30 protein-coding genes are annotated in these 24312 nt (G+C 66.5%); 19 read left to right on the top strand and 11 right to left on the bottom strand.

The genetic code is table 11. The features are described from left to right. Positions 1-50 precede the first annotated feature (50 nt). Entirely contained in the window at positions 51-1259 is a 1209-nt protein-coding gene (locus tag HS053_RS02170; protein ID WP_174209536.1) for an aminotransferase-like domain-containing protein, read from the top strand. A 2-nt stretch (positions 1260-1261) separates the two neighbouring features. Further along, positions 1262-2146: an EamA family transporter gene (locus tag HS053_RS02165; RefSeq protein WP_174209535.1), complete on the top strand. Its 885-nt coding sequence runs from the start codon at positions 1262-1264 to the stop codon at positions 2144-2146. A 10-nt stretch (positions 2147-2156) separates the two neighbouring features. On the opposite strand, the gene HS053_RS02160 is transcribed toward HS053_RS02165, so the two are convergent. From HS053_RS02160 to HS053_RS02150, 3 genes are all read right to left on the bottom strand, one after another. Next, on the bottom strand, positions 2157-2552 hold the full coding sequence (locus tag HS053_RS02160; RefSeq protein WP_174209534.1) for a DUF6173 family protein: 396 nt from the start codon (positions 2550-2552) through the stop codon (positions 2157-2159). 10 nt (positions 2553-2562) lie between these two features. After that, the gene (locus HS053_RS02155) at positions 2563-3591 is read right to left on the bottom strand and encodes an MBL fold metallo-hydrolase (protein WP_174209533.1); all 1029 of its coding nucleotides are present in this window, start codon (positions 3589-3591) and stop codon (positions 2563-2565) included. 129 nt (positions 3592-3720) lie between these two features. After that, positions 3721-5421, bottom strand: a complete 1701-nt coding sequence (locus tag HS053_RS02150) for an acyl-CoA dehydrogenase (RefSeq protein ID WP_174209532.1) — start codon at positions 5419-5421, stop codon at positions 3721-3723. Between the two features lie 108 nt (positions 5422-5529). Between HS053_RS02150 and HS053_RS02145 the strand changes: the two genes are divergently transcribed. Together HS053_RS02145 and HS053_RS02140 are read left to right on the top strand one after the other, a co-directional pair. Continuing rightward, positions 5530-6477: an L-threonylcarbamoyladenylate synthase gene (locus HS053_RS02145; RefSeq protein WP_174209531.1), complete on the top strand. Its 948-nt coding sequence runs from the start codon at positions 5530-5532 to the stop codon at positions 6475-6477. A 4-nt stretch (positions 6478-6481) separates the two neighbouring features. Beyond that, positions 6482-6907: an NUDIX domain-containing protein gene (locus HS053_RS02140; protein ID WP_174209530.1), complete on the top strand. Its 426-nt coding sequence runs from the start codon at positions 6482-6484 to the stop codon at positions 6905-6907. Here HS053_RS02140 and HS053_RS02135 read toward each other — a convergent pair. Further along, positions 6904-7200: a hypothetical protein gene (locus tag HS053_RS02135; protein ID WP_174209529.1), complete on the bottom strand. Its 297-nt coding sequence runs from the start codon at positions 7198-7200 to the stop codon at positions 6904-6906. The two genes, HS053_RS02140 and HS053_RS02135, sit on opposite strands and share 4 nt — an antisense overlap. Before the next feature lie 119 nt (positions 7201-7319). Continuing rightward, positions 7320-8468 carry an acetylornithine deacetylase gene (gene argE / locus HS053_RS02130; RefSeq protein ID WP_206677570.1) on the bottom strand — a complete coding sequence of 383 codons (1149 nt, stop codon included), beginning with the start codon at positions 8466-8468 and terminating at the stop codon, positions 7320-7322. 178 nt (positions 8469-8646) lie between these two features. Between argE and HS053_RS02125 the strand changes: the two genes are divergently transcribed. The 6 genes from HS053_RS02125 (at position 8647) to HS053_RS02100 (ending at position 13144) form a co-directional block, all read left to right on the top strand. After that, positions 8647-9336, top strand: a complete 690-nt coding sequence (locus HS053_RS02125) for a hypothetical protein (RefSeq protein WP_174209527.1) — start codon at positions 8647-8649, stop codon at positions 9334-9336. Between the two features lie 77 nt (positions 9337-9413). After that, complete coding sequence (locus HS053_RS02120; protein WP_174209526.1) at positions 9414-9863, top strand: GNAT family N-acetyltransferase; 450 nt, start codon at positions 9414-9416, stop codon at positions 9861-9863. 103 nt (positions 9864-9966) lie between these two features. After that, the gene (locus HS053_RS02115; protein WP_174209525.1) at positions 9967-11247 is read left to right on the top strand and encodes a hypothetical protein; all 1281 of its coding nucleotides are present in this window, start codon (positions 9967-9969) and stop codon (positions 11245-11247) included. Positions 11248-11268: 21 nt separating this feature from the next. Then, on the top strand, positions 11269-12129 hold the full coding sequence (locus tag HS053_RS02110; protein WP_174209524.1) for a D-amino-acid transaminase: 861 nt from the start codon (positions 11269-11271) through the stop codon (positions 12127-12129). 2 nt (positions 12130-12131) lie between these two features. Further along, positions 12132-12848 carry an AzlC family ABC transporter permease gene (locus tag HS053_RS02105; protein ID WP_174209523.1) on the top strand — a complete coding sequence of 239 codons (717 nt, stop codon included), beginning with the start codon at positions 12132-12134 and terminating at the stop codon, positions 12846-12848. Further along, complete coding sequence (locus tag HS053_RS02100; protein WP_174209522.1) at positions 12845-13144, top strand: AzlD domain-containing protein; 300 nt, start codon at positions 12845-12847, stop codon at positions 13142-13144. The genes HS053_RS02105 and HS053_RS02100 overlap by 4 nt, the downstream gene beginning before the upstream one ends. 36 nt (positions 13145-13180) lie before the next feature. Here the strand turns inward: HS053_RS02100 and HS053_RS02095 are convergent, their stop codons facing one another. Next, the gene (locus tag HS053_RS02095; protein ID WP_174209521.1) at positions 13181-13915 is read right to left on the bottom strand and encodes an N-formylglutamate amidohydrolase; all 735 of its coding nucleotides are present in this window, start codon (positions 13913-13915) and stop codon (positions 13181-13183) included. 156 nt (positions 13916-14071) lie between these two features. Here HS053_RS02095 and pyk point away from each other — a divergent pair, with 156 nt between their 5' ends. The 4 genes from pyk (at position 14072) to rplT (ending at position 16457) form a co-directional block, all read left to right on the top strand. After that, positions 14072-15517 (top strand): pyruvate kinase, encoded by a 1446-nt coding sequence (gene pyk, locus HS053_RS02090; protein WP_174209520.1) that lies wholly within the window; start codon positions 14072-14074, stop codon positions 15515-15517. A gap of 33 nt (positions 15518-15550) precedes the next feature. After that, positions 15551-15775 (top strand): hypothetical protein, encoded by a 225-nt coding sequence (locus tag HS053_RS02085; protein ID WP_174209519.1) that lies wholly within the window; start codon positions 15551-15553, stop codon positions 15773-15775. Between the two features lie 106 nt (positions 15776-15881). After that, positions 15882-16082: a 50S ribosomal protein L35 gene (gene rpmI, locus HS053_RS02080; protein ID WP_103259124.1), complete on the top strand. Its 201-nt coding sequence runs from the start codon at positions 15882-15884 to the stop codon at positions 16080-16082. Between the two features lie 12 nt (positions 16083-16094). Then, on the top strand, positions 16095-16457 hold the full coding sequence (rplT, locus tag HS053_RS02075) for a 50S ribosomal protein L20 (RefSeq protein WP_174209518.1): 363 nt from the start codon (positions 16095-16097) through the stop codon (positions 16455-16457). Between the two features lie 105 nt (positions 16458-16562). Here the strand turns inward: rplT and HS053_RS02070 are convergent, their stop codons facing one another. Both HS053_RS02070 and HS053_RS02065 read right to left on the bottom strand, forming a co-directional pair. Beyond that, complete coding sequence (locus HS053_RS02070) at positions 16563-17093, bottom strand: DUF2087 domain-containing protein (protein WP_174209517.1); 531 nt, start codon at positions 17091-17093, stop codon at positions 16563-16565. A 150-nt stretch (positions 17094-17243) separates the two neighbouring features. Then, positions 17244-17792 (bottom strand): DNA-3-methyladenine glycosylase I, encoded by a 549-nt coding sequence (locus HS053_RS02065; RefSeq protein WP_174209516.1) that lies wholly within the window; start codon positions 17790-17792, stop codon positions 17244-17246. Positions 17793-17909: 117 nt separating this feature from the next. Here HS053_RS02065 and HS053_RS02060 point away from each other — a divergent pair, with 117 nt between their 5' ends. From HS053_RS02060 to yddG, 5 genes are all read left to right on the top strand, one after another. Then, complete coding sequence (locus HS053_RS02060; RefSeq protein ID WP_174209515.1) at positions 17910-18749, top strand: EAL domain-containing protein; 840 nt, start codon at positions 17910-17912, stop codon at positions 18747-18749. A 128-nt stretch (positions 18750-18877) separates the two neighbouring features. Continuing rightward, the gene (locus HS053_RS02055; protein ID WP_174209514.1) at positions 18878-20053 is read left to right on the top strand and encodes an acetyl-CoA C-acetyltransferase; all 1176 of its coding nucleotides are present in this window, start codon (positions 18878-18880) and stop codon (positions 20051-20053) included. Between the two features lie 110 nt (positions 20054-20163). After that, positions 20164-20889 carry an acetoacetyl-CoA reductase gene (phbB, locus tag HS053_RS02050; protein WP_174209513.1) on the top strand — a complete coding sequence of 242 codons (726 nt, stop codon included), beginning with the start codon at positions 20164-20166 and terminating at the stop codon, positions 20887-20889. A gap of 72 nt (positions 20890-20961) precedes the next feature. Then, the gene (locus HS053_RS02045; RefSeq protein ID WP_174209512.1) at positions 20962-22098 is read left to right on the top strand and encodes a sugar-transfer associated ATP-grasp domain-containing protein; all 1137 of its coding nucleotides are present in this window, start codon (positions 20962-20964) and stop codon (positions 22096-22098) included. Between the two features lie 53 nt (positions 22099-22151). Beyond that, positions 22152-23036, top strand: coding sequence for an aromatic amino acid exporter YddG (gene yddG / locus HS053_RS02040; RefSeq protein WP_174209511.1), 885 nt, complete (start codon positions 22152-22154; stop codon positions 23034-23036). On the opposite strand, the gene HS053_RS02035 is transcribed toward yddG, so the two are convergent. The 3 genes from HS053_RS02035 to HS053_RS02025 form a co-directional block, all read right to left on the bottom strand. Next, positions 23014-23181: a YdcH family protein gene (locus HS053_RS02035; RefSeq protein ID WP_174209510.1), complete on the bottom strand. Its 168-nt coding sequence runs from the start codon at positions 23179-23181 to the stop codon at positions 23014-23016. The two genes, yddG and HS053_RS02035, sit on opposite strands and share 23 nt — an antisense overlap. A 111-nt stretch (positions 23182-23292) precedes the next feature. After that, entirely contained in the window at positions 23293-24051 is a 759-nt protein-coding gene (locus HS053_RS02030) for a tRNA1(Val) (adenine(37)-N6)-methyltransferase (RefSeq protein WP_174209509.1), read from the bottom strand. Further along, entirely contained in the window at positions 24041-24265 is a 225-nt protein-coding gene (locus HS053_RS02025) for a putative signal transducing protein (RefSeq protein WP_174209508.1), read from the bottom strand. The genes HS053_RS02030 and HS053_RS02025 overlap by 11 nt, the downstream gene beginning before the upstream one ends. Positions 24266-24312: the final 47 nt, after the last annotated feature.

Genomic DNA, 24312 nt, shown 5'->3' with positions numbered 1-24312 from the left:
ATATCCTGCCCACCGGATCAGGGTCCGCCCAACGGACGGGGAGGGTCGTCATGGATTGGCAAAAGGTTCTGGCCACACGCAACGCGCGGATGAAGGCGTCGGAGATACGGGAGCTTCTGAAGCTTCTGGATCAGCCCGACATCATCTCTTTCGCCGGCGGCATTCCCGACCCGGCGCTGTTTCCCGCCGAAGCCTTCCGCAATGCCTTTGCCGAGGCGCTGGCCGATGACCGTGCCGGGGCGGCGCTGCAATATTCGGTGTCCGAAGGCTACCACCCGCTGCGCGACTGGATCGCGGGCGAGATGGGCAAACTGGGCATCCCCTGCGGGCCGCAGAACATCCTGATCACTTCGGGAAGTCAGCAGGCGCTGGATTACCTTGGCAAGCTGATGATTTCGCCCGGCGATACCGTGCTTCTGGGCTGGCCAACCTATCTGGGCGCGCTGGGCGCCTTCAACGCCTATGAGCCGCGCTATGACCGGCTGGACCCCAACGGGAACCGCCCCGCCGCCAGCTTTGCCGAAGCGGCCGAGGCCGCCGGGGGCCGCGCGAAATTCGCCTATCTCTCGGTCGATTTCGCCAATCCGACCGGCGAAACGCTGGACCGCGCCGCGCGTGAGGCGGTGATTGATCTGGCCGACGATCTTGACATCGCGGTGGTCGAGGATGCCGCCTATCAGACCCTACGCTATGACGGCGCCGCCATTCCGCCGATCCTCGCGCTGGAGATTGCCCGCAAGGGCAGCATCGAGGAGTGCCGGACGCTTTACTGCGGCTCCTTCTCGAAATCGCTGGCGCCGGGGCTGCGCGTGGGCTGGATCTGCGGCAATGCGGCGGTGATTTCGCGGCTGGTGCTGATGAAACAGGCCGCCGACCTGCATTCGCCCACGACGAACCAGATCGTGACCGATCATGTCGCCCGCCGCCATTTCCCCACCCATGTCGCCACCCTGCGCCAAACCTACCGCGCCCGGCGCGATGCGATGCTGGCGGCCCTTGCGCGTGAGATGCCCGAGGGCGTCACCTGGACCCGCCCCGAAGGCGGCATGTTCATCTGGCTGACCCTGCCCGCCCATATCGACGCCGCCGACCTCTTGGCGCAATCGCTGCAATCCGAGCGGGTGGCCTTCGTGCCGGGCCGCGCCTTCTTTGCCGATGGCAGCAATGGCAATACGCTGCGGCTGTCCTTCTCTTGCGCCGATGCGGCGGCGATCAACGAAGGCATAACCCGGCTCGGCCGCCTGATCCGGCGGGCCTGAGCGTGCTTTGGGTTCCCGTCACGCTGCTGGCCACGCTGGCCCAGACCGGGCGCAATGCGGCGCAGGCCGGGCTGACACGACAGATCGGCACCGCCGGGGCAACGCAGGTGCGGTTCCTGTTCGGCCTGCCTTTCGCGGTGCTGTTTCTGGCGCTGGTGGTGGGGTTCGGCGCCGAAATGCCGCCGCTGCCCGGGCTGCGCAGCCTTGCCTTCACCCTGATCGGGGCCTTGGCGCAGATCGGCGCCACGGCACTGATGCTGGTCACCATGAAGTCGCAAAGCTTTGCCGTCACCACGGCCTGGCTGAAGACCGAGCCCGTTCTGGTCGCCCTCATCGCTTGGGCCGTGCTGGGTGATCCGCTGACCCTGCCCGCGCTGGCGGCGATCCTTGTCGCCACGGCGGGCGTTCTGGTGATGACGGTCCGGCCCGGCGCGCGGCTGACCGCGCTTGGCCCGGCGATGAGCGGGCTTGCAGCGGCGGGGCTGTTCGGGCTGTCGGCCATCGGCTTTCGCGGCGGCATCACAAGCCTTGATCACGGCGGGCAGTTGATCCGCGCCACCTCGACCCTTGTGATCAGCCTTGCGATGCAAAGCGCACTTCTTGGTCTCTGGATGGCGGTCTATGCCCGCCCGGCGCTGCGGGCAAGTTTCGGTGTCTGGCGGCAATCGCTGCTGGCGGGGTTTCTGGGCGCCTTCGCCTCGCAGTTCTGGTTTCTGGGCTTTGCCCTGACCAGCGCCGCCAATGTCCGCACCCTTGCCCTGATCGAGGTGGTTCTGGCGCAGGGCGTTTCAACCCTGATCTTCGGGCAGAAAACCAGCGCGCGGCAACTGGCGGGCATGGCGCTGATCGTTGCGGGGGTAGCCGGGCTGTTGCGGTTCCACAGCTAGGGGGCGGGCCTCAGGCCGAACCGTCGCCCGACTCGCCCCCGCTCCACCCTTCGGCCAGCCGGAACCCGATCCGCCGCGCCGGTTCCTCGGGCCGCGATTTGGGCACGGCGCGCAACAGCACCGACAACTGGCTGACATGCTGGATAAGCTGGGTCTTCATTCCCTCTTCATCGCGGCCGAAGAAGGTCAGGATATCGGGCGCGAAATAGCCCACGCCCTCGATGGTCAGCACCCCGGCATCCGAGCCGGCAAAGCCCATCGCCACTTCGTGATCGGCGTCAAGCTGGGTCTCGAAGCTGCGGATATAGTGGACCAGCCGGTCATAGGCCCATTCCGCCGGGGTCTTCGGTTCGGCCTTGGCCGCCGGTTTGGCAGCTTTCGGTTTGGCAGGTCGCGTCTCGGCCATGGTGCTCCCCTCAGCGGGCCTGCCAAAGCCAGGCCCCGTCGGCGCCCAAGGTCCGTGAAACCTCGCCCCGCTTCAAGAGATAGTTCAGATGCGCCACCGCCTCGACAAGGGCGAGGCCAAAGGCATCCGCACCGATCTCGCGCTTGAAGAGGGCAGGGAAGCATTCGGCGGCGCGGTGCGGCCGCACCAGCCGCGCCCGCAGCCGGTCCAGCGCCTGTTCGTGATTCTCGGCCATCTGGACCAGGCGGAAAGGCAGGCCGGTGAAGGGCAGCTTGTGGCCGGGCAGCACAAGCTGATCGTCCCGCGCATGGGGCTGAAAACTGCGGGTGGCCGTCAGCCAGTCGTGCAGCGGATCGGCCTCCGGCTCGGTCGGGTAGACGCCGATATTGGCCGAAATCCCGGGGAGAAGCTGATCCCCGCCGATCACCAGCGCATCGGCCTCGCTCCAGAGCGTGATATGGTCGGGCGCATGGCCCTGCCCCAGCCGCACGCGCCAGCGGCGGCCCCCGGCGGTGATCCGGTCACCCTCGCCCAGCCGGGTGAACCCCTGCGGCAAGGGGGCCACCACATCGGCAAAGTTGAAAGGCCGCTCGGCCGCGCGTTTGGCCAGAAGGTCCGGCGGCATACCCGCGCGGGTGTAGAACAGCATCGCCTCGGGCGAGGGGCGCTCTTGCAGGTCAAGGGTCAGCATCCGGGCATAAAGCCAGGCGGTGCGGGTGGTGATCAACTCTGCCCCCCGCGCCTGAAACCAGCCGACAAGGCCCACATGGTCGGGGTGGTGATGCGTCAGGATCACCCGCGTCACCGGTTTGCCCGCCAGCGGCCCCGCCAGCAGCACGTCCCACAGGCTGCGCGACCGGGCGCTGTTCATCCCGGTGTCGATCAGCGTCCAGCCGTCGCCATCGTCCAGCGCAAAGATGTTCACATGGTCCAGCGCCATCGGCAGCGGCAGCCGCAGCCAGAGGATGCCGGGCGCAACCTCAATGGCCGCGCCGGGTGCGGGGGGATCGGGAAAGGGGAAGGTGATCGCATCCGTCATGCGGCGGTTGTGTCAGGCCCGGGCAGGATGGGCAAGCGGGGCTGTTTCACGAGGATGGGCAGATTGCCCATCCTACAGCAGGGTGCGCAGGGTATCGCGTAGGATGGGCAATCTGCCCATCCCCCGCATTCAAAGCCCCAGCGCCTCGGGCGTCAGGGCATAAAGCCCCTCCGCCCCTTCGCGCACCTGCGCCAGAAGTGCGGCATGTTCCGGCAACAGGCGGCGGATGGCGAAACGGGTCAGCGGCATCCGCGCCCGATCGGCCAAGGCCGCGGCAAGATGGTAATGCGCGCCCAGCACCCGGGCAAAGGCGCGCAGATAGGGCACCGCCCCGGCATTGCGGTCATGCCCCGACATTGCCACCAGCGCCTCGGTCGCCTCGCGCAGCGCCTCGGCCGCCGTCCAGAGATCCTTGGACAGATCGGGCACCTCGGCCCGTGCCGCCTCGGCCGCCGCCTGGACCTCGTCGATCAGGCGGAAGGCAGCCTCGCCCCCGTCCATCATCTTGCGGCCGACAAGATCCATCGCCTGAATGCCGTTGGTGCCTTCATAGATCGCGGTCACCCGCACGTCGCGGCTGAACTGTGCGGCCCCGGTTTCCTCGATAAAGCCCATGCCGCCATGCACCTGCACGCCCAGATAGGCCACCTCGTTGCCGGTATCGGTGCCGTAGGCTTTGGCAATCGGCGTCAGCAGCGCCGCCCGCGCCGCCCATGCCGCATCGCCCGTGGCGCGCGCCATGTCGATCGCCACGGCGCAGGCCAGCGCGATGGCGCGGGCCGAAAACGTCTCGGCCTTCATCTGCGCCAGCATCCGGCGCACATCGGCATGGTCGATGATCGCCCCCTCACCCAGCGGCGTGCGGCCCTGCTTGCGGTCCTGCGCATAGGCCAGCGCCTGTTGCAGCGCCGCCTCGGCCACCGAAACGCCCTGCATCCCCACGCCCAGCCGGGCGTTGTTCATCATGGTGAACATCGCCGCCATGCCCTTGTGCGGTTCCCCGATCAGCCAGCCGGTTGCGCCGTCATATTGCATCACCGCGGTCGGAGAGCCGTGCAGCCCCAGCTTATGCTCCAGACTGACGACCTTCAGGTCATTGCGCGCCCCAAGGCTGCCGTCCGGCTTGGGCAGGAATTTCGGCACCATGAACAGGCTGATTCCGCGGGTTCCGGGCGCGCCATCGGGCAGCCGGGCCAGCACCAGATGGCAGACATTGGCGCTGAAATCATTGTCGCCCCAGGTGATGAAGATCTTCTGGCCGGTGATGGCATAGGTGCCATCCCCCTTCGGCTCGGCCCGGGTGCGCAGCGCGCCCACATCGCTGCCCGCGCCGGCCTCGGTCAGGTTCATGGTGCCGCACCATTCGCCGCTGATCAGCTTGGGGATGTAAAGCGACCGGATTTCATCCGAGGCATGATGCTCCAGCGCGTCGATCTGGCCTTGCGTCATCAGCGGGTTCAGTTGCAGCGCCAGACAGGCCGAACCCATCATGTCGTTCACACAGGTCGCCAGCGTGATCGGCAGCCCCATGCCGCCATATTCGGGATTGGCCGACATGCCCACCCAGCCGCCTTCGGTGATGGCCTTGTAACCGTCGCTGTAGCCGGGAGAGGTGCGCACCACGCCGTTTTCCAGCCGCGCCGGGGTCTTGTCACCCGCGCGGTTCAACGGGGCCAGCGTGTTCTCGCAGAGCTTCGCCGCCTCGGTCAGAATCGCCTCGACCGTTTCGGGCGCCGCATCGGCGAACAGCGCGGTTGCCGCCACCTGATCAAAGCCCAGCACCCGGTCAAGCAGCAGGCGAAAATCGGCAAGGGGCGCGCGGTAGGTCATAGCGGGTCTCCGGGTCGGCTTGGCAAGCGGCAATGGGCCGGGTATGGGCGATGCAGGCAGAGGTTAGCCAGCCCCGCCTCCGCTTCAACCCCTACGCTGCGTCACGCCATGCCCGCCACCCTATTCCTTGCTCCCGACGCCGCCGGCCTTGCCCGGGCCGCAGACATTCTGCGGGCGGGTGGGCTGGTCGCCTTCCCGACCGAGACGGTTTACGGCCTTGGCGGCGATGCGCGCAGCGACCGGGCCGTGGCGGGCATCTTTGCCGCCAAGGACCGCCCCCGCTTCAACCCCCTCATCGCCCATCTGCCCGACCTTGCCGCCGCCGAAGAATTCGCCCTGTTCGATGACCGCGCCCGCGCGCTGGCCGCCGCCTTCTGGCCCGGACCGCTGACGCTGGTGCTGCCGCTGCGCCCCGGCGCGGGCCTGTCGCCGCTGGTCACCGCCGAATTGCCGACCGTGGCCATCCGCGTGCCCGCCCATCCGGTGGCGCAGGCGCTGCTGCGCGCCTTTGGCGGCCCCTTGGCGGCGCCTTCCGCCAACCCCTCGGGCCGGGTCAGCCCGACCCGCGCCGCCCACGTGGCCGAAGGGCTTTCGGGCCGGATCGATGCCATTCTGGACGGCGGCGCCTGCGCGGTGGGGGTGGAATCCACCATCCTCGGGCTGGACGGCACCGCGAGCCTGCTGCGCCCCGGCGGCCTGCCGGCAGAGTCGATCGAGGCGCTGATCGGCCCGCTCACCACCGGCGGCAATGCGGCCAAGCCCAATGCCCCCGGCCAATTGGCCAGCCACTACGCCCCCGCAGCCGCGATCCGCCTGAATGCCCGGGACACCCGCCCCGGCGAAATCCGCCTCGGCTTCGGCCCCGGCGCGGCCGCGCTGAACCTCTCGCCCACCGGCGACCTCACCGAAGCCGCCGCCAACCTCTTCCACCTGCTGCGCGAGGCAGACCGGCTTGCTGGCCCCGGGGGCACCATCGCCATCGCCCCCATCCCTGAAACCGGCCTTGGCCGCGCCATCAATGACCGGCTGCGGCGGGCGGCGGCGCCACGGGGATAGGGCGATGTGGGACGGCAGCGATTTCCACGGCGCCAAGATCGCCCTCCTGCTCGCTGACCGCATCCTGATCTACAAACGCGACAGCTTCCCCGGCCTGCCCTTCCCCGGCTGTTGGGACTTGCCCGGCGGCGGGCGCGAAGGCGGCGAAAGCCCGCAGGACTGCGCCCTGCGCGAAGTTCACGAGGAATTCGGCCTCACCCTCGACCCCGCCACGATCTGCCACCAGCGCAGCTATGCCGCCACACCGGGCGCCCGGCCCGCATGGTTCCTCGTCGCGCCGCTCGCCGAAAGCCACCTGCCGCTGATCCGCTTCGGCTCTGAAGGGGAGCGTTGGGACATCCCGCCCATCGCCACCTACCTCGCCCTGCCCGACGCCATCCCCGCGCATCAGTCCCGCCTGCGCGACTGGCTCGCCCGCCCCCGGGCCTAGCCGCCCTGCCGCGCGACGACCAGCAGCACGATTTTTGCGATCCCGGTCAGGATCAGCACCGAAATCCCCGCCGCCGCCAGAGCCTGCCCCAACCGGCCAATCCGGGTTTTCCCGATGTTGCGGATTTCCTCGTTCACAACCTGCAACCGCTCGCCGAAGGGCATCGACAGCGTTGTCCACCATGCACGCCGGAAAACAAAGCGAAGCTGCGCCGGAACGATCATGCAGGCAAACCCCAGCCAGACCGTCAGCAGCCCGATGAAGAAGGCCGCGCGCAACATGTCATCCACCATCGCCCCGCCTCCCTCCGCGCCTCATCCACCGCCCCGTTTGCACCTTTCGAAATACTCCACGGGGTTCCGGGGGTGTGAAACCCCCGGCGGCCTGCCCGGCAAACCAAAGGGCGGGGGCTTCAGAACCCCGCCTCGCAGCGCGCCACCAGTGCGGCCAGCATCGCCTGACAGCGGTCCATCTGCTCGACCGTCACGAATTCGTCCGGCTTGTGGCCCTGCGCCATCGAGCCGGGGCCGCAGATCACCGTGGGCACCCCCAGCCGGGCGTCGAACAGGCCGCCTTCGGTGCCGAAGGCCACTTTGATCGTGCCATTCGCCCCGGTCAGGCCCTTGACGAAATTCACCACTGCCGCATCCGTCGGCGTGCCAAGGCCGGGGTAATCCCACAACCGCTCCACCCGGATTTCCGCCTCGGAGAAATCGGCCCGCAGCGGCGCCACCACCGCTTCGGCCCCGGCGCGCAATTCGGCGATCAGCGCCTCGACATCCACCCCCGCGAGTGATCGGATTTCAAAGTCGATCACCGCGGTATTCGGCACGATGTTCACCTGCACCCCGCCATTCATCTTGCCGGCATGAACCGTGGTATAGGGCACGTCATAATCGCCGTCGAAGGGCCCCTCGGCGGCGATGCGCGCCTGAACGCCCCGGATCACCCCGATGAAATCCGCCGCCAGATGCAGCGCGTTCAGGGCCAGCGGCGCCAGCGCTGAATGCCCCTCGCGCCCCACACAGGTTGCGCGCAGCGCCACCTTGCCCTTGTGGCCCGTCGCCACCTGCATCGCCGTAGGTTCCCCCACGATGCAGAAGCGCGGCCGCACCGGCGCCCCATCCAGCATGTCGATCAGGCTGCGCACCCCCATGCAGCCGATCTCTTCGTCATAAGACAGCGCCAGATGCAGCGGCACCTTCAGCGGCCGCCGCGCGGCATCCAGCATGGCGGCAATGGCGCAGGCGACAAAGCCCTTCATATCCGCCGCACCCCGGCCGTAGAACCGCCCGTCCGCCTCGGTCAGCGCGAAGGGCGGCTTGGTCCATGCCTGCCCCTCGACCGGCACCACATCAGTATGGCCCGAGAGCATGACACCCCCCACCCCCTCCGGCCCGACCGTCGCCCAGAGATTGGCTTTGCCGCCGCCCGCATCCGGCACCAGAACCGAGGCAATCCCGGCCCCGGCCAGCACCTCGGCGACATAGTCCATCAACGCCCGGTTGGGCCGCGACGACACCGTGTCAAACGCCATCAGCCGTTCAAGAATATCGCGCATCTGCATCCTGCTCCCTGTCGTCCGCCAGACCTAGCGCGCGCCGCGCCCCGGTGAAAGCGCCCAAACCGCCGCCAATGACGGAATTTGTCATGGGCTGTCCTCTTCCCAAAAGGGCGCGGGGATGCAAGATTTGCCGCATCGGCCCCGGAGGAGGGGCAAAGCACAAGGATTTCAGGACATGACCACCAAAACCCTTTTCGCCGCTCTCGCCACCACCGCCCTCGTCACGCTCTCGCTCCCCGTGATGGCCGAGAACAAAGGCCCCAATGTCGACACCAGCGCCACCGGCACCAAGGGCGGCGTCGCCACGCTGGCCCTCGCGCAAGACCTCTACGCCCTTGGCATGGCCAACAAGGATGCGCTGACGGTGCTGACCGCCGCCAAGCTGGCCGCTTCGGTCGATGTCAAGGAAGTCGAGCAGAAGAAGAAGACCGAAGGCACCGAAACCGCAGGTCAGGAAGACGGCGTCGACGCCCCCGTCGATGCCGCCACCATGATGGCCTCGGCCAAGGAACTGGCGGGCGAGGATGAGGTTCTGGCCGGCCTGATCGAGGATGCCGAGGCCGAAGGGTCGCGCGGGCGGATCGGCGGCGCGTCCTCCACCCTGTCGCGCCTGCCCGCCGGGCAGACCGATGTCTGGGAAGTGCCCTTCTACGGCAACAGCTATGCCGAACTCGCCGTGGTCGGCGACGGCGATGCCAACCTCGACGTGCTGGTGACCGACGAGAACGGCAACACGATCTGCTATGACGTGAGCTGGTCCGACAAGGTCTATTGCGACTTCGTGCCCTCGTGGAACGGCTACTTCTATGTCACGGTCCAGAACAACGGCAGCAAGCGCAACAGCTACTATCTGATGACCAACTGAGCCGACCTGTTCCGCGCAAGATCAGGGGCCCGGCACCACGCGGGCCCCTTTTTTCAATTGTTCGGGCTGCCGTCGCCATGACCCTTTTCCGCCCCTTCCGGCCCGATGACATCACCGCCTGCCTTGCGCTTTTCGACGGCAACTGCCCCCGCTTTTTCGCCCCGTCCGAGCGGGAGGAGTTCGCCTCCTTCCTGACCGCCCCCCGCCCCTCAGACGCGCCCTATCTGGTGCTGGAGGATGAAGGTGATATCCTCGCCTGCGGCGGGATCGAGATCAGCGGCCCCGACGCGCATCTGACCTGGGGCATGGTGGCGCGCGACCGCCACGGCCAGCGCCTCGGCACCCGGCTGACCGAGGCGCGGCTGGCCCTCGCCCGAACCCTGCCGGGCGTGGAACGGCTGATCCTCTCCACCAGCCAGCACACGCAGGGCTTTTACGCCGGTTTCGGCTTCGCCGTCACCGCCCACACCCCCGACGGTTTCGGCCCCGGCCTCGACCGCGTGGATATGGCGCTGCTCCTCGGCTGACGGGTGGGACTCGGGCTTTCGCACCTTGACGGCAAGGTTCAACTGTCCGAAACCCGAAGCCAGCCCTTGCCCGTCCGGCCTGCGGCGCCGGGAGCTTTGCGCGATGGGAATTGACGCTCAGGCCTACAGCCGCGCCCTGCCAAAAGGGCTGGTCCTGCGCTTGTCGGGCAGGCGGGCGCTTGAAACCATCGCTCGCGGCGCCAGCGACTGGGCCAGCGCACAGGGGCTGGGCCCGCTATTCCAGACCCAGATAACTGATGACGGGAACCTTGAGATCAGCCTTGTGCCCGTCGCCGATCCGGTGATCTTCACCGCTGAACATGACCGGATCACCGCCGATTTTCGCAGCTCCAACGGCGGGCCGGGGTTTCACGCGGCTGTGGTCGAGATGATGGAACATCTGGACCGGAAACTGGATCTGGGCTGGCGCTGGACCGACAGCGAAGGCTATGACCTGGACGAAACCGGATACGCCCGGCACAAGGATTTCGCGGCCCTGCAAGGCAGCATGGCCGATTTCCTGCGCGGGCTGTCGTGGTCCGTGGCGAACATGCCGGGGGCTGGCAACGCCCTGTGCCTGCCCTTGGGGCTTGGTCTGACCGGAGAGACCTACAACGGCCCGCTCGGCCCGCAAAGCCCCGCGTGGTGCGCCCAGATACCCGACTTGTCTGCGGCTGATCTGCGCGACAGGGCGGCAGAGTTCTTTATCTGGTGGGATCGCGGCCTGACGCCCGCCACCTGGGAAGGGCTTTTGCGCGCGCAACTCTGGATGAATGCCCCGTGGCGCCCCGCCTGCAATGCCGCCGACCCCCTGACCGAACAGCAGATCGACCATACGGTTGCCCGACTGGTGGCCCTCGGCCATCCGCTGCCCGCCGATCTTGCCGAAGCCTGCGCCGAATACGCGGCCCTGCGCAAGGCGACCGATCAGGTTCCCGCCCCCCGGGGCATCGGCTACCGCAAGCGCTTGGTCTGTCACTTCCTGACAGCGAGCTGGACGCTGAGCCTTCCCGGCTATCTTGCGCCGAAAACCGACGAAAACGGCAGCGGCTGGGAACATCCGGCCTTCTGGCTGGGTCTGAAGATTTACGAGCTTCCTCTGGACAGTACCGCCGGCACCGACATTTCCTGGCCCGCAAGCTTCACCAGCGCCACGCGCGAAATCCGCCCCGGCATCTTCAGTCGCAAATCCAGCCGCGACACCCATGCGGAGGGCAGCACGCAAATGGCCGTGGTGATCTCGCAGCGTCCGGGCATGCGCCACCTTATGCTCCTGACGCTTTCCAGCCATCTGGACTGGCCATTTGACGAATTTGACGACTGGATCGGCAGCATCACCTGCCCCGATCTGCAACCCAAGCCCGCCCCTTCCGCCCTGCACTGACCTTCAACCGCGAGAATGCCCATGACCCGCACCGTCTATCTGAACGGCGACTACCTGCCTGAAACCGAAGCCAAGGTCTCGGTCTTCGACCGGGGCTTTCTGATGGCCGATGGCGTTTATGAGGTCACCTCGGTTCTGGGCGGCAAGCTGATCGACTTTGGTGGCCATTGCGCCCGGCTGGCGCGCAGCCTGTCGGAACTGGAGATGCAGAACCCCCATTCCGATGCCGAATGGCTGGCGATCCACCGCGAACTGGTGGCCCGCAATGAGATCACCGATGGCATGGTCTACCTGCAGGTCACGCGCGGCAATCCGGGCGACCGTGACTTTGCCTTCCCGGGGCCGGACGTGGCCCCCACCGTGGTTCTCTTCACCCAGTCCAAGCCCGGCATGGCGGAAAGCCCGCAGGCCGCCATCGGCCTCAAGGTGATCTCGATCCCCGACATCCGCTGGGGCCGCCGCGACATCAAGACGGTGCAGCTTCTCTACCCCTCGATGGGCAAGATGATGGCCAAGAAGGCCGGCGTCGATGACGCCTGGTTCGTCGAGGATGGGGCGGTGACCGAAGGCACCTCGAACAACGCCTATATCGTCAAGGGCAACCGCATCATCACCCGGCAACTGTCCAGCGACATCCTGCACGGCATCACCCGCGCTGCCGTGCTGCGCTTTGCCGCCGAAGCGCAGATGGTGGTCGAAGAACGCCCCTTCACCATCGACGAGGCACAGGCCGCTGACGAAGCCTTCATCACCTCGGCTTCGGCCTTTGTGATGCCGGTGGTGCAGGTTGACGGCGGCGATGTCGGCAATGGCAAACCCGGTCCGGTCGCCACCCGTCTGCGCGAGATCTATCTGGACGAAATGCGCAAGGCCGCCCTCTGACCATGCCCCCCCGCGCGCCCTTTGGTCTGGCCGGATTCCGGCGCGGCTTCCGCGTGGGTCTGGCCATGGCGCTGCCCATTCTGGTCTATGGGCTGGCCTTCGGCATCGTCGCGGCACAGGCGGGCATGGGTGCCGGCATGGCCATGGCCTATAGTGCCACGGTCTTTTCCGGCTCGGCCCAGCTTGCCGCGGTCAGCGTGATGCAAAGCGGTCAGGCCACGCTTTGGGCCATCGCCGCCACCGTGCTGGTGATGAACGCGCGCTACCTGCTGTTTGGCGCCACGCTGCAACCCTGGCTGTCGCAGGCGGGCACCGGGCGGTCGCTGATCAGCCTTTTGTTTCTGGGCGATGCCAACTGGATCGCCACCATGAAGGTGATCGACGCGGGCGAAGAGGACCGGGCCTATCTCTTGGGCACCGGCGTGCCGCTGCTGGTGGTCTGGCTGGCCGGAACGCTGGCAGGCGCGGTGTTCGGCGCCATCCTGCCCGACCCCAAGGCGCTGGGGGCGGACCTGATGCTGCCCGCCTTTGCCGCCTCGATGATGGCAGTGATGGTGAAGGCGCCCGCCTCGCTGGTGCCGGTGGCCATCGGCGCCGGGGCCGCGCTGGCCATGGGCGCATGGGCTGGAGCGGGCTGGGGCATCGTCGCGGCGGGCATCGCCGGAGGCGGCTTTGCCGCGGCCACTGCGAAAGACACCGGGAAAGGCACCGGGAAATGACCCCCTCGCTGACCGCGATGCTGCTGGTTGCCGCCGCCGCCGCGCTGGCCTGCCGTCTGGCAGGCTTTGCCGCCATGCGCTATCTGCCCCGCTCGCACCGGCTGGATGCCGCGCTGCGCGCCACGCCGCTGGCGGTGATGTCGGGCATCACCGCGCTGGCGCTGGCCGCGGGCGGGCTGACCGAGGCGCTGGCCCTTGGCACGGCAACGGCGCTGGCGCTTTGGACCCGCAACGATGTGGGGGCGGCGATTGGCGGGGTGGCGGTGGCGGCGCTGCTGCGGGCCTTCGGCGGGTAAGATGGGCAGATTGCCCATCCTACGGGCCCATCCGCCTCACATCCCCGGCAGCACCTCTGACAGCACCGGCGCCAGACGTGCGGCCCATGCCTCCTGCGCTGCCGCATCGCCGATCAGATCGTTGCGCAACTCGATCAGCGTATTGTGCCGCCCCGGGCGCAGCGCATGGCGATCAATCGCATCGCCCGGCAGATGCCCGGCATAGGGCTCGTTATCGCCGATGCACAGGTCCGCCTCTTGCCGCAGCCGGGTGATCAGCGCCCGCGACAGCCGGTCATCCAGATGAGAATGCAGCACCCCCACATGCCAGGGCCGCGGTGCCCGCCCTTTCAGGCAGGGCGTGAACGAATGCACCGCCAGCACGACCGTATCCGCCCGCCGCGCCGCCAGCCCGGCATAGGCCGCGTGATAGGGCCGGTAAAGCCGCGCCAGCCGCTCTTCAACCTCAACCGGCCCGACATGCCGGTTCGCCGGAATGATCGTGCCGTCATAGAGCTTCATCACCAGCGTCGGGTCTTCCTCGCCCCGGTTGGCATCAATCACCAGCCGCGAAAAGCATGACCCGATCACCGGACTGTCCAACAGCCGCCCCAGCTCCTGCGCCAGCCCCCAAGCGCCGACATCCCAGGCGATATGGCGCGCCATATCCTCCGCCGAGATGCCCAGGTCGCCGCCGCCCACCCAATCGGGCACCCGGTTCGAGGCATGGTCGCAGGTCACCAGCCAGCGACCGGGGCGATCTTCGCCGATGATCTGGAACGCTTCGCCCATTGCCCCTCCGCCTTTGCCTCTTCCTTGCCCAGACTGCGGCAAATTGGAAGGCCGGGCGGAAAAAGTTAGCGCTAACGGGTCACCGCAGTTGCCCCGCCGGGGCTTTTGCGCGATAAGACGCGCGGCCACCGGACCCGCGAATTGAAGGACTGCCCCATGAGACGCCTGCGTAACGTCAAGATCGTCGCCACTCTCGGCCCCGCGTCAAGTGATTATCCGATGATCCGTGCGCTTTTCGAGGCCGGGGCCGATGTGTTCCGCCTGAACATGAGCCACGGCACCCATGCCGACATCGCCGCCCGCCACAAGATCATCCGCCAGATCGAGACGGAAACCGGTCGCCCCATCGGCATTCTGGCCGACCTTCAGGGGCCGAAGCTGCGGGTGGGCGTGTTCGCCGACGGGTCCGAAGAGCTGATCGAAGGCGCAAAGTTCCGCATGGACCTTTCCGCCACCCCCGGCGACGCCGCCCGGGTGCAGCTTCCCCACCCCGAGATTTTTGCCGCCCTTGAACCCGGTTCGACCCTTCTGGTCAATGACGGCAAGATCCGCCTGCATGTCGATGATTGCGGCAAGGATTTCGCCAATTGCACCGTCACGGTGGGCGGCACGATTTCCAACCGCAAGGGCGTGAACGTGCCGGACGTGGTGCTGCCGCTGGCCGCGCTGTCGGAAAAGGACCGGGACGATCTGGAATTTGCCTGCGAGCTGGGCGTGGACTGGCTGGCGCTTTCCTTCGTGCAGCGCCCCGAGGATGTGATCGAGGCGCGGCAACTGGCCAAGGGCCGCGCCGCCATCCTGTCCAAGATCGAAAAGCCTGCGGCGGTCAAAGCCTATGACGCCATCCTTCAGGTCTCGGACGGCATCATGGTGGCGCGTGGCGACCTTGGCGTCGAACTGCCGGTGCATTCGGTGCCGCCGATCCAGAAGCGCCTTGTGCGTGGCGCCCGCGCCGCTGCCAAGCCGGTGATCGTCGCCACTCAGATGATGGAATCGATGATCGAAAGCCCGGTGCCCACCCGCGCCGAAGTGTCCGATGTGGCCACCGCGATCTATGAAGGCGCCGATGCCGTCATGCTCTCGGCGGAATCGGCGGCGGGCAAATATCCGATCGAGGCCGTCGCCACGATGAACAACGTCGCCATGTCGGTCGAAAAGGACCAGACCTATCGCCAGATCATCGAGGCCAGCCGGGTCGTCCGCCGCGAGACCATCGCCGACGGCATCGTTTCCGCTGCGCGCGAGATTGCCGAAGCGACCAATATCAAGGCCATCGCCTGTTTCAGCCAGTCGGGCAACACGGTGAACCTTGTGGCGCGCGAACGTCCGCATGTGCCGATCATCGCCCTGACGCCGCTTCTGTCCACCGCCCGGCGCACCGCGCTGATCTGGGGCGCGCATTGCGTGATCACCGAACCGCAGGAACGCTTCAAGGGCGCGGTGATTTCTGCCGTCAAGGCGGCGCGGGCCGATGGCTTTGCCGGTGAGGAAGACATGATCGTCGTTACCGCCGGCGTGCCGTTCAACGTCAAGGGCACCACCAACATCCTGCGCGTGGCCCCCTGCGATGAGCGGTTGATTTCGCGGGTTGATCCCGAATAACCTAAGCCCGTCAACAACGTGGTGAGGGGTAAGATGGATACCGACCTGATACTGGTGATCGGGATGCTTCTGTCGGTGCTGGCCATCCCCTCACTGCTTGCCGCCTATTCCGAAAGCCGCGCCCCCCGGACCGGGGCCATCATGCTGCTGATCGGCGGCGTGCTGATCGTGGTGGCGCTGACCAGGCACCCCTCGGGCTATACCTTTGCCCAACTGCCCGATGTGGTGGCGGGTGTGGTCGGGCGGCTTCTGAAGTAACCCCTTGCTCTTTCCCCGGGGCCTGCCTATTAGGGCGGCTTCGACTACCCCGCGAGGCCGGCGAATGTGGCATGCCGAGTCGCGCGCGATAACCACGGAGATGGAAATGCCCAAGATGAAGACCAAGTCGGCGGCGAAGAAGCGTTTCAGCTTCACGGCCTCCGGTCGGGTGAAGGCCGGTCCCGCCGGCAAGCGCCACGGCATGATCAAGCGCACCACGAAGTTCGTTCGGGATGCGTCCGGTGCGATGATCCTGTGCGACAGCGACGCCAAGATCGTCAAAAAATACATGCCCTACGACCGGTAAGGAGAACATCAGATGTCCCGCGTCAAATCCGGTGTTGTCACGCACGCCCGTCACCGCAAGGTGATCAAGGCCGCTTCGGGCTATTACTCCGCCCGTTCGCGCAACTTCCGCACCGCCACCCAGGCCGTTGACAAGGCCCAGCAATACGCCACCCGCGACCGCAAGGCCCGCAAGCGCCAGTTCCGCGCGCTGTGGATCCAGCGGATCAACGCTGCCGTCCGGCTGTTCGACCTCGAGATGACCTATTCGCGCCTGATCGACGGCCTGAACAAGGCCGGCATCGAGGTGGACCGCAAGGTTCTGGCCGATCTCGCCGTGCATGAGCCGGAGGCGTTCAACGCCATCGCCGCACAGGCCAAGGCCGCTCTGGCCTGATTTCAGGCCACCGCTATGCAAAAGGCCCCGCTCCGGCGGGGCCTTTTCGTTTGGGTTCCGTAGAGACGGAAGCAAGACAGAAAGAAGACGGGTAAAAGACCCCATCTATCCCCGCCGCGCCATCACCGCCCGGATCAGCGCCCGCGCCGTGGGGTCTGGCGCCTGTTCGATCCGCAGGTAATCCCGCCCCTCTGACCGGCTGACCAGCCGCATCTCCCACAGCGTCCGCCGGATGATCGCGGCATCCCCGAACAGGTGCCAATGGTTCAGCCGCTCGCTGATCTGGCGTTCGGTGAGGGTCTCCCCTTTCGGCAGCCGCGACCACAGCGCCCAGAGCGCCAGCTTCTGCTGGCTGGTCCGCCCGGGCCAGCGGATTAACCGCCCGGCGCCGTCAAACTGCCGCAGCGCCTGCTCCACCGCGACCATGTCGGCGGTGGGCTCTGGGGCTGCAAGCCGGTCGGCCGCCGCGCCAACGGCCCGAAAATGCTGATAATTCCGAAAACCAGCCGCCCGGGCCAGCATGTTGAGAAGGCTCAGATGGCCCGGAAGGGCCGGTTCCGCCGCAAGCTGTTTGTGCAGGTTGCGGGCAAAGGCCGAGAGATCCTCGACCGTCAGGCAAAGCGCATCGCGCGTCATGTCATCCTCATCAGGTGCGCTTGCAACATCGTGAGTCACCGGCTTGACGATCAGGCACCGAAGGGGGGACTGACGGCGCAGAAGGCAGGTTTAGCTGGCCAAACGGCCCGGTGACGTCTGGGTGAACTGCCGACCCATCCCGTCAGCCTATCACCCGTGCGGGCAGCTTTCCAGATGGTCGTTCACCAGCCCCGACGCCTGCATGAAGGCATAGACGATCACCGGCCCGCAGAAAGAAAACCCCTCTTTCTTCAACGCCTTGGACAGCGCGACCGAGGCTTCTGTCTGCGCCGGGACATCCCCCATCGCCCGTGGGCGGGGTCGCGGCGGCGGGGCATGGCGCCAGATGAAATTCGCAAACCCTTCGCGCTCTTCGATCCGCAGATAGGCCCCCGCGGCGCGGATCGTGCCCTCGATCTTGCCGCGGTGGCGGATGATTCCCGGGTCGGCCAGCAGCCGCGTCACTTCTGCCTCGCCCCAGCCGGCAATCACCGCCGGATCGAAACCTTCAAAGGCGGCGCGAAAGCCCTCACGCCGCCGCAGAATGGTGATCCAGCTCAGACCAGCTTGAAAACATTCAAGAATCAGACTCTCCCACAGGGCGCGTGGGTCACGCTCGGGCCTCCCCCATTCGGTGTCGTGATAGGCGACATACAAGGGATCGCTCCCGCACCAGGGGCACCGCAGGGCATCAGACATCGCGCAATCTTTCGTATTTGTGTCAATCCCGCAGCTTTACCCGGTCTTAACCCCTGTGGCGACACTCTGGCGAAACGGCCCTCAGGGGCGATTCCCGGGGATGGTATGGGGGATGGTATGGCGGGCGAGCCGCGCAAACCCAAGATCGACGCCACAGCGGGCCTGCACAGCCCGCTCGGCGTGGCGATTTCCGAAAACGACCGCGCCACGATGGCGATGGTCCGCGAAGCGATCGACGCCCGCCGTGTGCGCCTGGCCTGGCAGCCGGTGGTGCTGGCCCGCGACCCCAACCGCATCGCCTTTCACGAAGGGCTGATCCGCGTGCTGGAACCGGGGGGGCGGGTGATTCCGGCGCGCGATTTCATGGATGCCGTCGAAGCCCACGAAATCGGGCGCGAAATCGACTGTCTGGCGCTGGAGATGGGCCTTGCCGCGCTGGCCCGGCATCCCGGGTTGCGGGTGTCGGTCAACATGTCGGCGCGCTCCATCGGCTATCCCCGCTGGGCCCGGGTGCTGCGCCGCGGCATCGCCGCGGGCCCAACCGTGGGGGAGCGGCTGATTCTTGAAATCACCGAAAGCTCGGCCATGATGGTGCCTGAACTGGTGATCGCCTTCATGGAAGAGTGGCAGCGCAAGGGTGTCGCCTTTGCGCTGGACGATTTCGGTTCGGGTTACACCGCGATCCGCTACTTCAAGGATTTCTTCTTCGACATCCTCAAGATTGACGGCGCCTTCATCCGCAACATCGACACCGACCCAGACAATGCTGCCCTGACCGCCGCGCTCCTGTCGATTGGCAAGCATTTTCAGATGTTTACCGTCGCCGAAATGGTCGAGCGGCCGGAAGAGGCGCGGGTGCTGCAGGAGATGGGGGTGGATTGCCTGCAAGGTTACCTTTTCGGCGCCGCCACCCTGAAACCCGATTTCGCGCAAGCCCCGTTGCGCAAGTCGGCGTGACGCGCAATGCTGCCCCTGCGGCAACGTGAACGGGTGGCACAGCTTGCTTTTCACGGGCCGAAACCATAGCCATGCTGCGCAGCGGCACGACAGCCGCCGGTGGTATTCCTGGGAGAGGGCGTGAGAACATGACCAATGTCGTAATCGTTTCGGCGGCTCGGACTGCCGTTGGCAGCTTCAACGGCTCTTTCGCCGCGACCCCGGCGCATGAATTGGGCGCCGCGGTGATCGAGGCGGTCGTCGCCCGCGCCGGCATCGACAAGGCCGAAGTGGCCGAAACCATTCTGGGTCAGGTGCTGACCGCCGGTCAGGGCCAGAACCCGGCCCGTCAGGCCGCCATCCGCGCCGGTCTGGCGAAAGAGGCTTCGGCCTGGTCGCTGAACCAGGTCTGCGGCTCGGGCCTGCGGGCGGTGGCGCTGGGCGCGCAGCATGTGCAACTGGGCGATGCCGACATCGTCGTTGCCGGTGGTCAGGAAAGCATGTCGCTGTCGCCCCATGTCGCGCATCTGCGCGCCGGGCAGAAGATGGGCGACATGAATTTCATCGATTCGATGATCAAGGACGGCCTCTGGGATGCCTTCAACGGCTATCACATGGGCATCACCGCCGAAAACGTCGCCAGCCAGTGGCAGATCAGCCGCGAGGCGCAGGACGAATTCGCGCTGAACAGCCAGTTGAAGGCCGAAGCGGCGCAAAAGGCCGGCAAGTTCAAGGATGAGATCATCCCCTTCGTGATCAAGACCCGCAAGGGCGAGGTCACCGTCGATTCCGACGAATACATCCGCCACGGCGCCACGCTGGAATCGATGCAGAAGCTGCGTCCGGCCTTCACCAAGGACGGCTCGGTCACCGCGGCCAATGCCTCGGGCCTGAACGATGGCGCGGCTGCCGTGCTGCTGATGTCCGAGGCCGAGGCGGCCAAGCGTGGCCTCAAGGTTCTGGCGCGGATCGCCTCTTATGCCACGGCCGGGCTTGACCCGTCGATCATGGGCGTCGGCCCGATCTTCGCCAGCCGCAAGGCGCTGGACAAGGCTGGCTGGAAGGTTGGCGACCTTGATCTGGTCGAGGCGAACGAAGCCTTTGCGGCGCAAGCCTGCGCGGTGAACAAGGATATGGGCTGGGATCCGGCCATCGTGAACGTCAACGGCGGCGCAATTGCCATTGGCCACCCGATTGGCGCCTCGGGCGCGCGCATCCTGAACACGCTGATCCACGAGCTGGGCCGGAGCGGCGGCAAGAAGGGTCTGGCGACGCTGTGTATCGGCGGCGGCATGGGCGTTGCCATGTGCATCGAACGCGCCTGATCCCGCTGCTGCGGAAATATTGCCGCAGGTGCAAAATGGGCGCGCAATAAAGTTGCGCGCCCTCATTCATTTCGGTAATACCATTTCAAATGCCTTTGAAGGAGGAACACATGGCAAGAGTGGCACTGGTAACCGGCGGATCGCGTGGAATCGGCGCAGCAATTTCGGTCGCGCTGAAGGCGGCGGGCTATAAGGTGGCCGCCAACTATGCCGGCAATGATGAGGCCGCCAAAGCCTTTACCGCCGAAACCGGCATCCCGACCTTCAAATGGTCGGTCGCCGATTATGACGCCTGCGTCGCCGGTATCGCCCAGGTCGAGGCCGAGGTCGGCCCGGTGGATGTTCTGGTGAACAATGCCGGCATCACCCGTGACGCCATGTTCCACAAGATGACCCCCGGCCAGTGGAAAGAGGTGATCGACACCAACCTGACCGGCCTTTTCAACATGACCCATCCGTTGTGGAACGGGATGCGGGACCGCAAGTTTGGCCGGGTGATCAACATTTCCTCGATCAACGGGCAGAAGGGGCAGGCAGGCCAGGCCAACTATTCGGCGGCCAAGTCTGGCGACCTCGGCTTTACCAAGGCGCTGGCACAGGAAGGTGCGCGGGCCGGCATCACCGTGAACGCGATCTGCCCCGGCTATATCGCCACGGAAATGGTGAAGGCGATTGACGAAAAGGTGCTGAAAGAGCGGATCATCCCGCTGATCCCCGTCGGCCGTCTGGGCGAGCCGGAAGAGATCGCGCGCACCGTCGTCTTCCTTGCGTCGGACGATGCCGGCTTCATCACCGGCTCGACCATTTCGGCCAATGGCGGACAGTTCTTCGTCTGAGCCTTGTTCTTCGCGGTCGGGGCGGCAATGATTGCCCCGACCGCCCCGGTCACCCCCCAAGCTGGTGACTCCATGCCCCCTTTGCCCCCCGAACCCTTTAAGCTTGCCCCGGTCGGCACCGGGTTTGACGTGGCGCAAAGCATGCGCTGGGTCACGAAAACCTATGGGTTGAGCGTGGCGCGACAGTTGCGCGACATGGCGATTCTGGCGCTGTCGTCCTGCCGCCTGTCGCCGGATGAATATATCCGCTATGCGCTGTTCCGCCCCAGCCTGTCGATGGCCGATAAGAAAAGCTTCGTCTCGGGCCTGTCGGGGGCTCGGCTGAACCGGCGGCTGACGGTGCCGGGATGGGGGGTTCCGGCGCTCACCTCGCACAAGGTGTTGACGGCCTTTCTCTTGCAGGGGGCGGGCATCCCGACAACGCCGAATCTGGCCCTCTACTGCCCCGATGCGCCGCTGCCGGGTCTGCGCCATTTGCAGGATGCGGCCGAATTGACCCGCTATCTGGCCGAAGAGGCGCCACTGCCCTGTTTCGGCAAACCGCTTGACGGCACATTCGCCATTGGCGGCGCGGCCTTTGTCGGGCGCAAGGCGGGGCGGCTGGTGCTGTCGGACGGCAACGAATTGCCGCCGGAAGAGTTCACCGCCGCCGTGCTGCGCAATTTTCCGCGGGGCTATCTGTTCCAGCCACTGCTGCGGATGCACCCGGCCTTGCAGATGCTGTGTGGCCCGGCTGTGGGCAGCCTGCGGATCACCACCCTGATGAGCCCGCGCGGCCCCGAGGCGCTTTATGCCGTGTTCAAGATTCCCGGCAAGGGCGCGATGACCGACGGCCCGTCGAACGAAAAGCCCAATGGCATGGCCTCGGTGGACCTTGCCAACGGCGCCTTCATCCGGGCGCAGTTCAATTCGGCAACCAATCTTGAAGTGATGACCGAGGCGCTGATGGCGCCCGTCCCGCTGGCCGAAGCGGCGATCCCCGAGATGCCCAAGGCGGTCGCGCTGGCCTGCGAAACGCACCGGCTGTTTCCGACCCATGGCATATTGGGCATCGACGTGCTGATCACCGAAGACGGCCCGCTGATTGGCGAGGTGAACACCAACCCGGTTCACACGCTCTATCAGCGCGCGGCGGACAAGGGCCTGCTGCATCCCGCCTTCAAGGCCCGCCTTGACGAGACCGAGGCGCTGATGGGCCGTCGCGGCTGACGGCTTGCCCCTGCCCCCGGGATCGGCATTATGCGGCAGCGAACGGGGGCGACATGACGCAGCAACGGGCCACGGCCATCGGCTTTACCGCCATTCTGATGTGGGCGCTGCTGGCGCTTTTGGCCATCGGCTCGGCGCCGGTGCCGCCGTTTCTGCTGAATGCGCTGTGTTTTGGCATCGGCGGTGGGCTGGCGCTGATCTGGGTGGCGGCGGGTCCGGGGCTGGGGGTGCTACGCGGCGTGTCGTGGAAGGTTTATGCCTTTGGCACGATTGGCCTTTTCGGCTATCACGCGCTGTATTTCACCGCCTTTCGGATTGCACCCGCCGCCGAAACCGGGCTGATCGCCTATCTCTGGCCACTGTTCATCGTGCTGTTTTCCGGGTTTTTGCCGGGGGAGCGGCTGGGCCTTTTGCATGTGATCGGCGCGCTGGTGGCCTTTGTCGGGGCAGCGCTGATCGTGCTGTCGCGCGGCGATACAGCGGCGGAATTGCCGGTGATGGGGCTGGTTCTGGCCTTTCTTTGCGCGCTGGCCTGGGCGGCCTATTCGGTGCTGTCGCGGCGGCTCGGCGCCGTGCCGACCGAGACGGTGACGGTTTACTGTCTGGCGACCGCCGTTTTGTCGGTCGCCGCCCATCTGGCGTTTGAGCAAACCGTCTGGCCTGCCAGCAACTGGGGCTGGCTGTCGGTGCTGGCGCTGGGGCTTGGCCCGGTCGGGGCGGCGTTTTTCACCTGGGATGTCGGCATGAAAAAAGGCGACATCCAGTTGCTGGGTGTCGCCTCCTATGCGGCGCCGCTTCTGTCAACGCTGGCCCTGATCGCGGGCGGGCGGGCAACGGCCACGCCCATGTTGCTGGTGGCGGCGGTGTTGATCACCGGCGGGGCGGCGCTGGCCGCCCGCGCCAGCATGAAGCCGGTCAGACCTGCTGCAGGCGGCTGATTTCCTCTTTGATCTTCAGCTTCTGCTTCTTCCATTCCGCAATCTGAAGATCACTCGACCCCGGGGCGCGCTGCGCCTGGGCAACCATATCCGACAGGTGTTCGTGCTTTTTCTTCAGCTCGGCAATGTGGGAAGTGACAGTCATCTACATCCTCCTGTTGACGGTTTGGTCAAAGACAGTCGAACACGGATTTCGAGTCGTGTCACCAAAACTTCGCAGGCCCGTTACAGGCGGCGGCAAAAGCTTGCGCTCAATTCAAGCGAACTCGGCCAGAAGTGGCCCAGCACCGCGCAAAATTTCCTCAGCGCGGGGGGTATAGCTTTCGCGGTCGCCGTCATGGGCCGGGCCGCGATGCAGCACAAGCGGCGCCAGCAGCCGGAAGGCGGCCCGTCCGCCCTTTTTGGCCCGCAGGATCACGCGGCCCGCTGCCCGCCCCTCACGCGGGGCAAGGGGCAGAACGGCGGCGGACCCCATCCGCGGTGCCAGTGCGGCCAGCACCTCGGGCAGGCCATCGGCGCCGAAGATCATGGTCAGCGTGCCACCGGGCCGCAACCGCCGCGCACCTGCCGCGACCCAAGCCGCCAGCGGCGTGCCCACCTGCAAGGCCGTCGCCCGCCCAGCCTGTGGCGATGGCGTGCCGCCCGGCGGGTAATAGGGCGGATTGGCAATCACCTGGTCAAAGTCCACCCGCAGGGGCCGGGGAATCTCGGCCAGATCGCCCTCTTCTACCTGCATCGCTATCGCATTCTCGGCAGCGTTGCGGCGGGCAAGGGCGGCATAGCCGGGCTGCAATTCCAGCCCCGCCAGCCGCAGCCCCGGCACCCGCGCCGCAAGGCACAGGCTCGCCGCGCCCGCGCCGCAGCCAAGGTCCAGCACCGCCTCTCCCGCGACAGCCGGGCAGGCCGCCGCCAACAGAACCGGATCGGTCGCGGCACGGTAACCCTTGCGCGGTTGCCACAGATGCAGCCGCCCGCAAAGGAAGGCGTCGCGCGTCAGATCCTCCTCAGCGAACATCATAGCCCCGGTCGATGCCATTATCGCGGATCACACTGTCCGCCATGAAATGATCCCGGTCGGCCACCATCAGGCGGCGCGGCAATATGCCAAGGCTGCCCTCAAAGACGCTCATGTGGACGTCCAGCACAAAGCTGGCTATACCCTCGCCCTCAAGGAGAGCCTGGGCAAAGGCGATCACGGTCGGGTCGGTGGTTTGCAAAAGCAGCCGCATCCCCCTGTTGTCGCGGGCCAGCCCGGGAATGTCGAGACCGGATGGGG

It is taken from the genome of Tabrizicola fusiformis, assembly GCF_013328815.1.
In the GTDB taxonomy this organism is placed as follows: domain Bacteria; phylum Pseudomonadota; class Alphaproteobacteria; order Rhodobacterales; family Rhodobacteraceae; genus Fuscibacter.
This window is presented reverse-complemented; position numbering and strand designations above follow the sequence as displayed.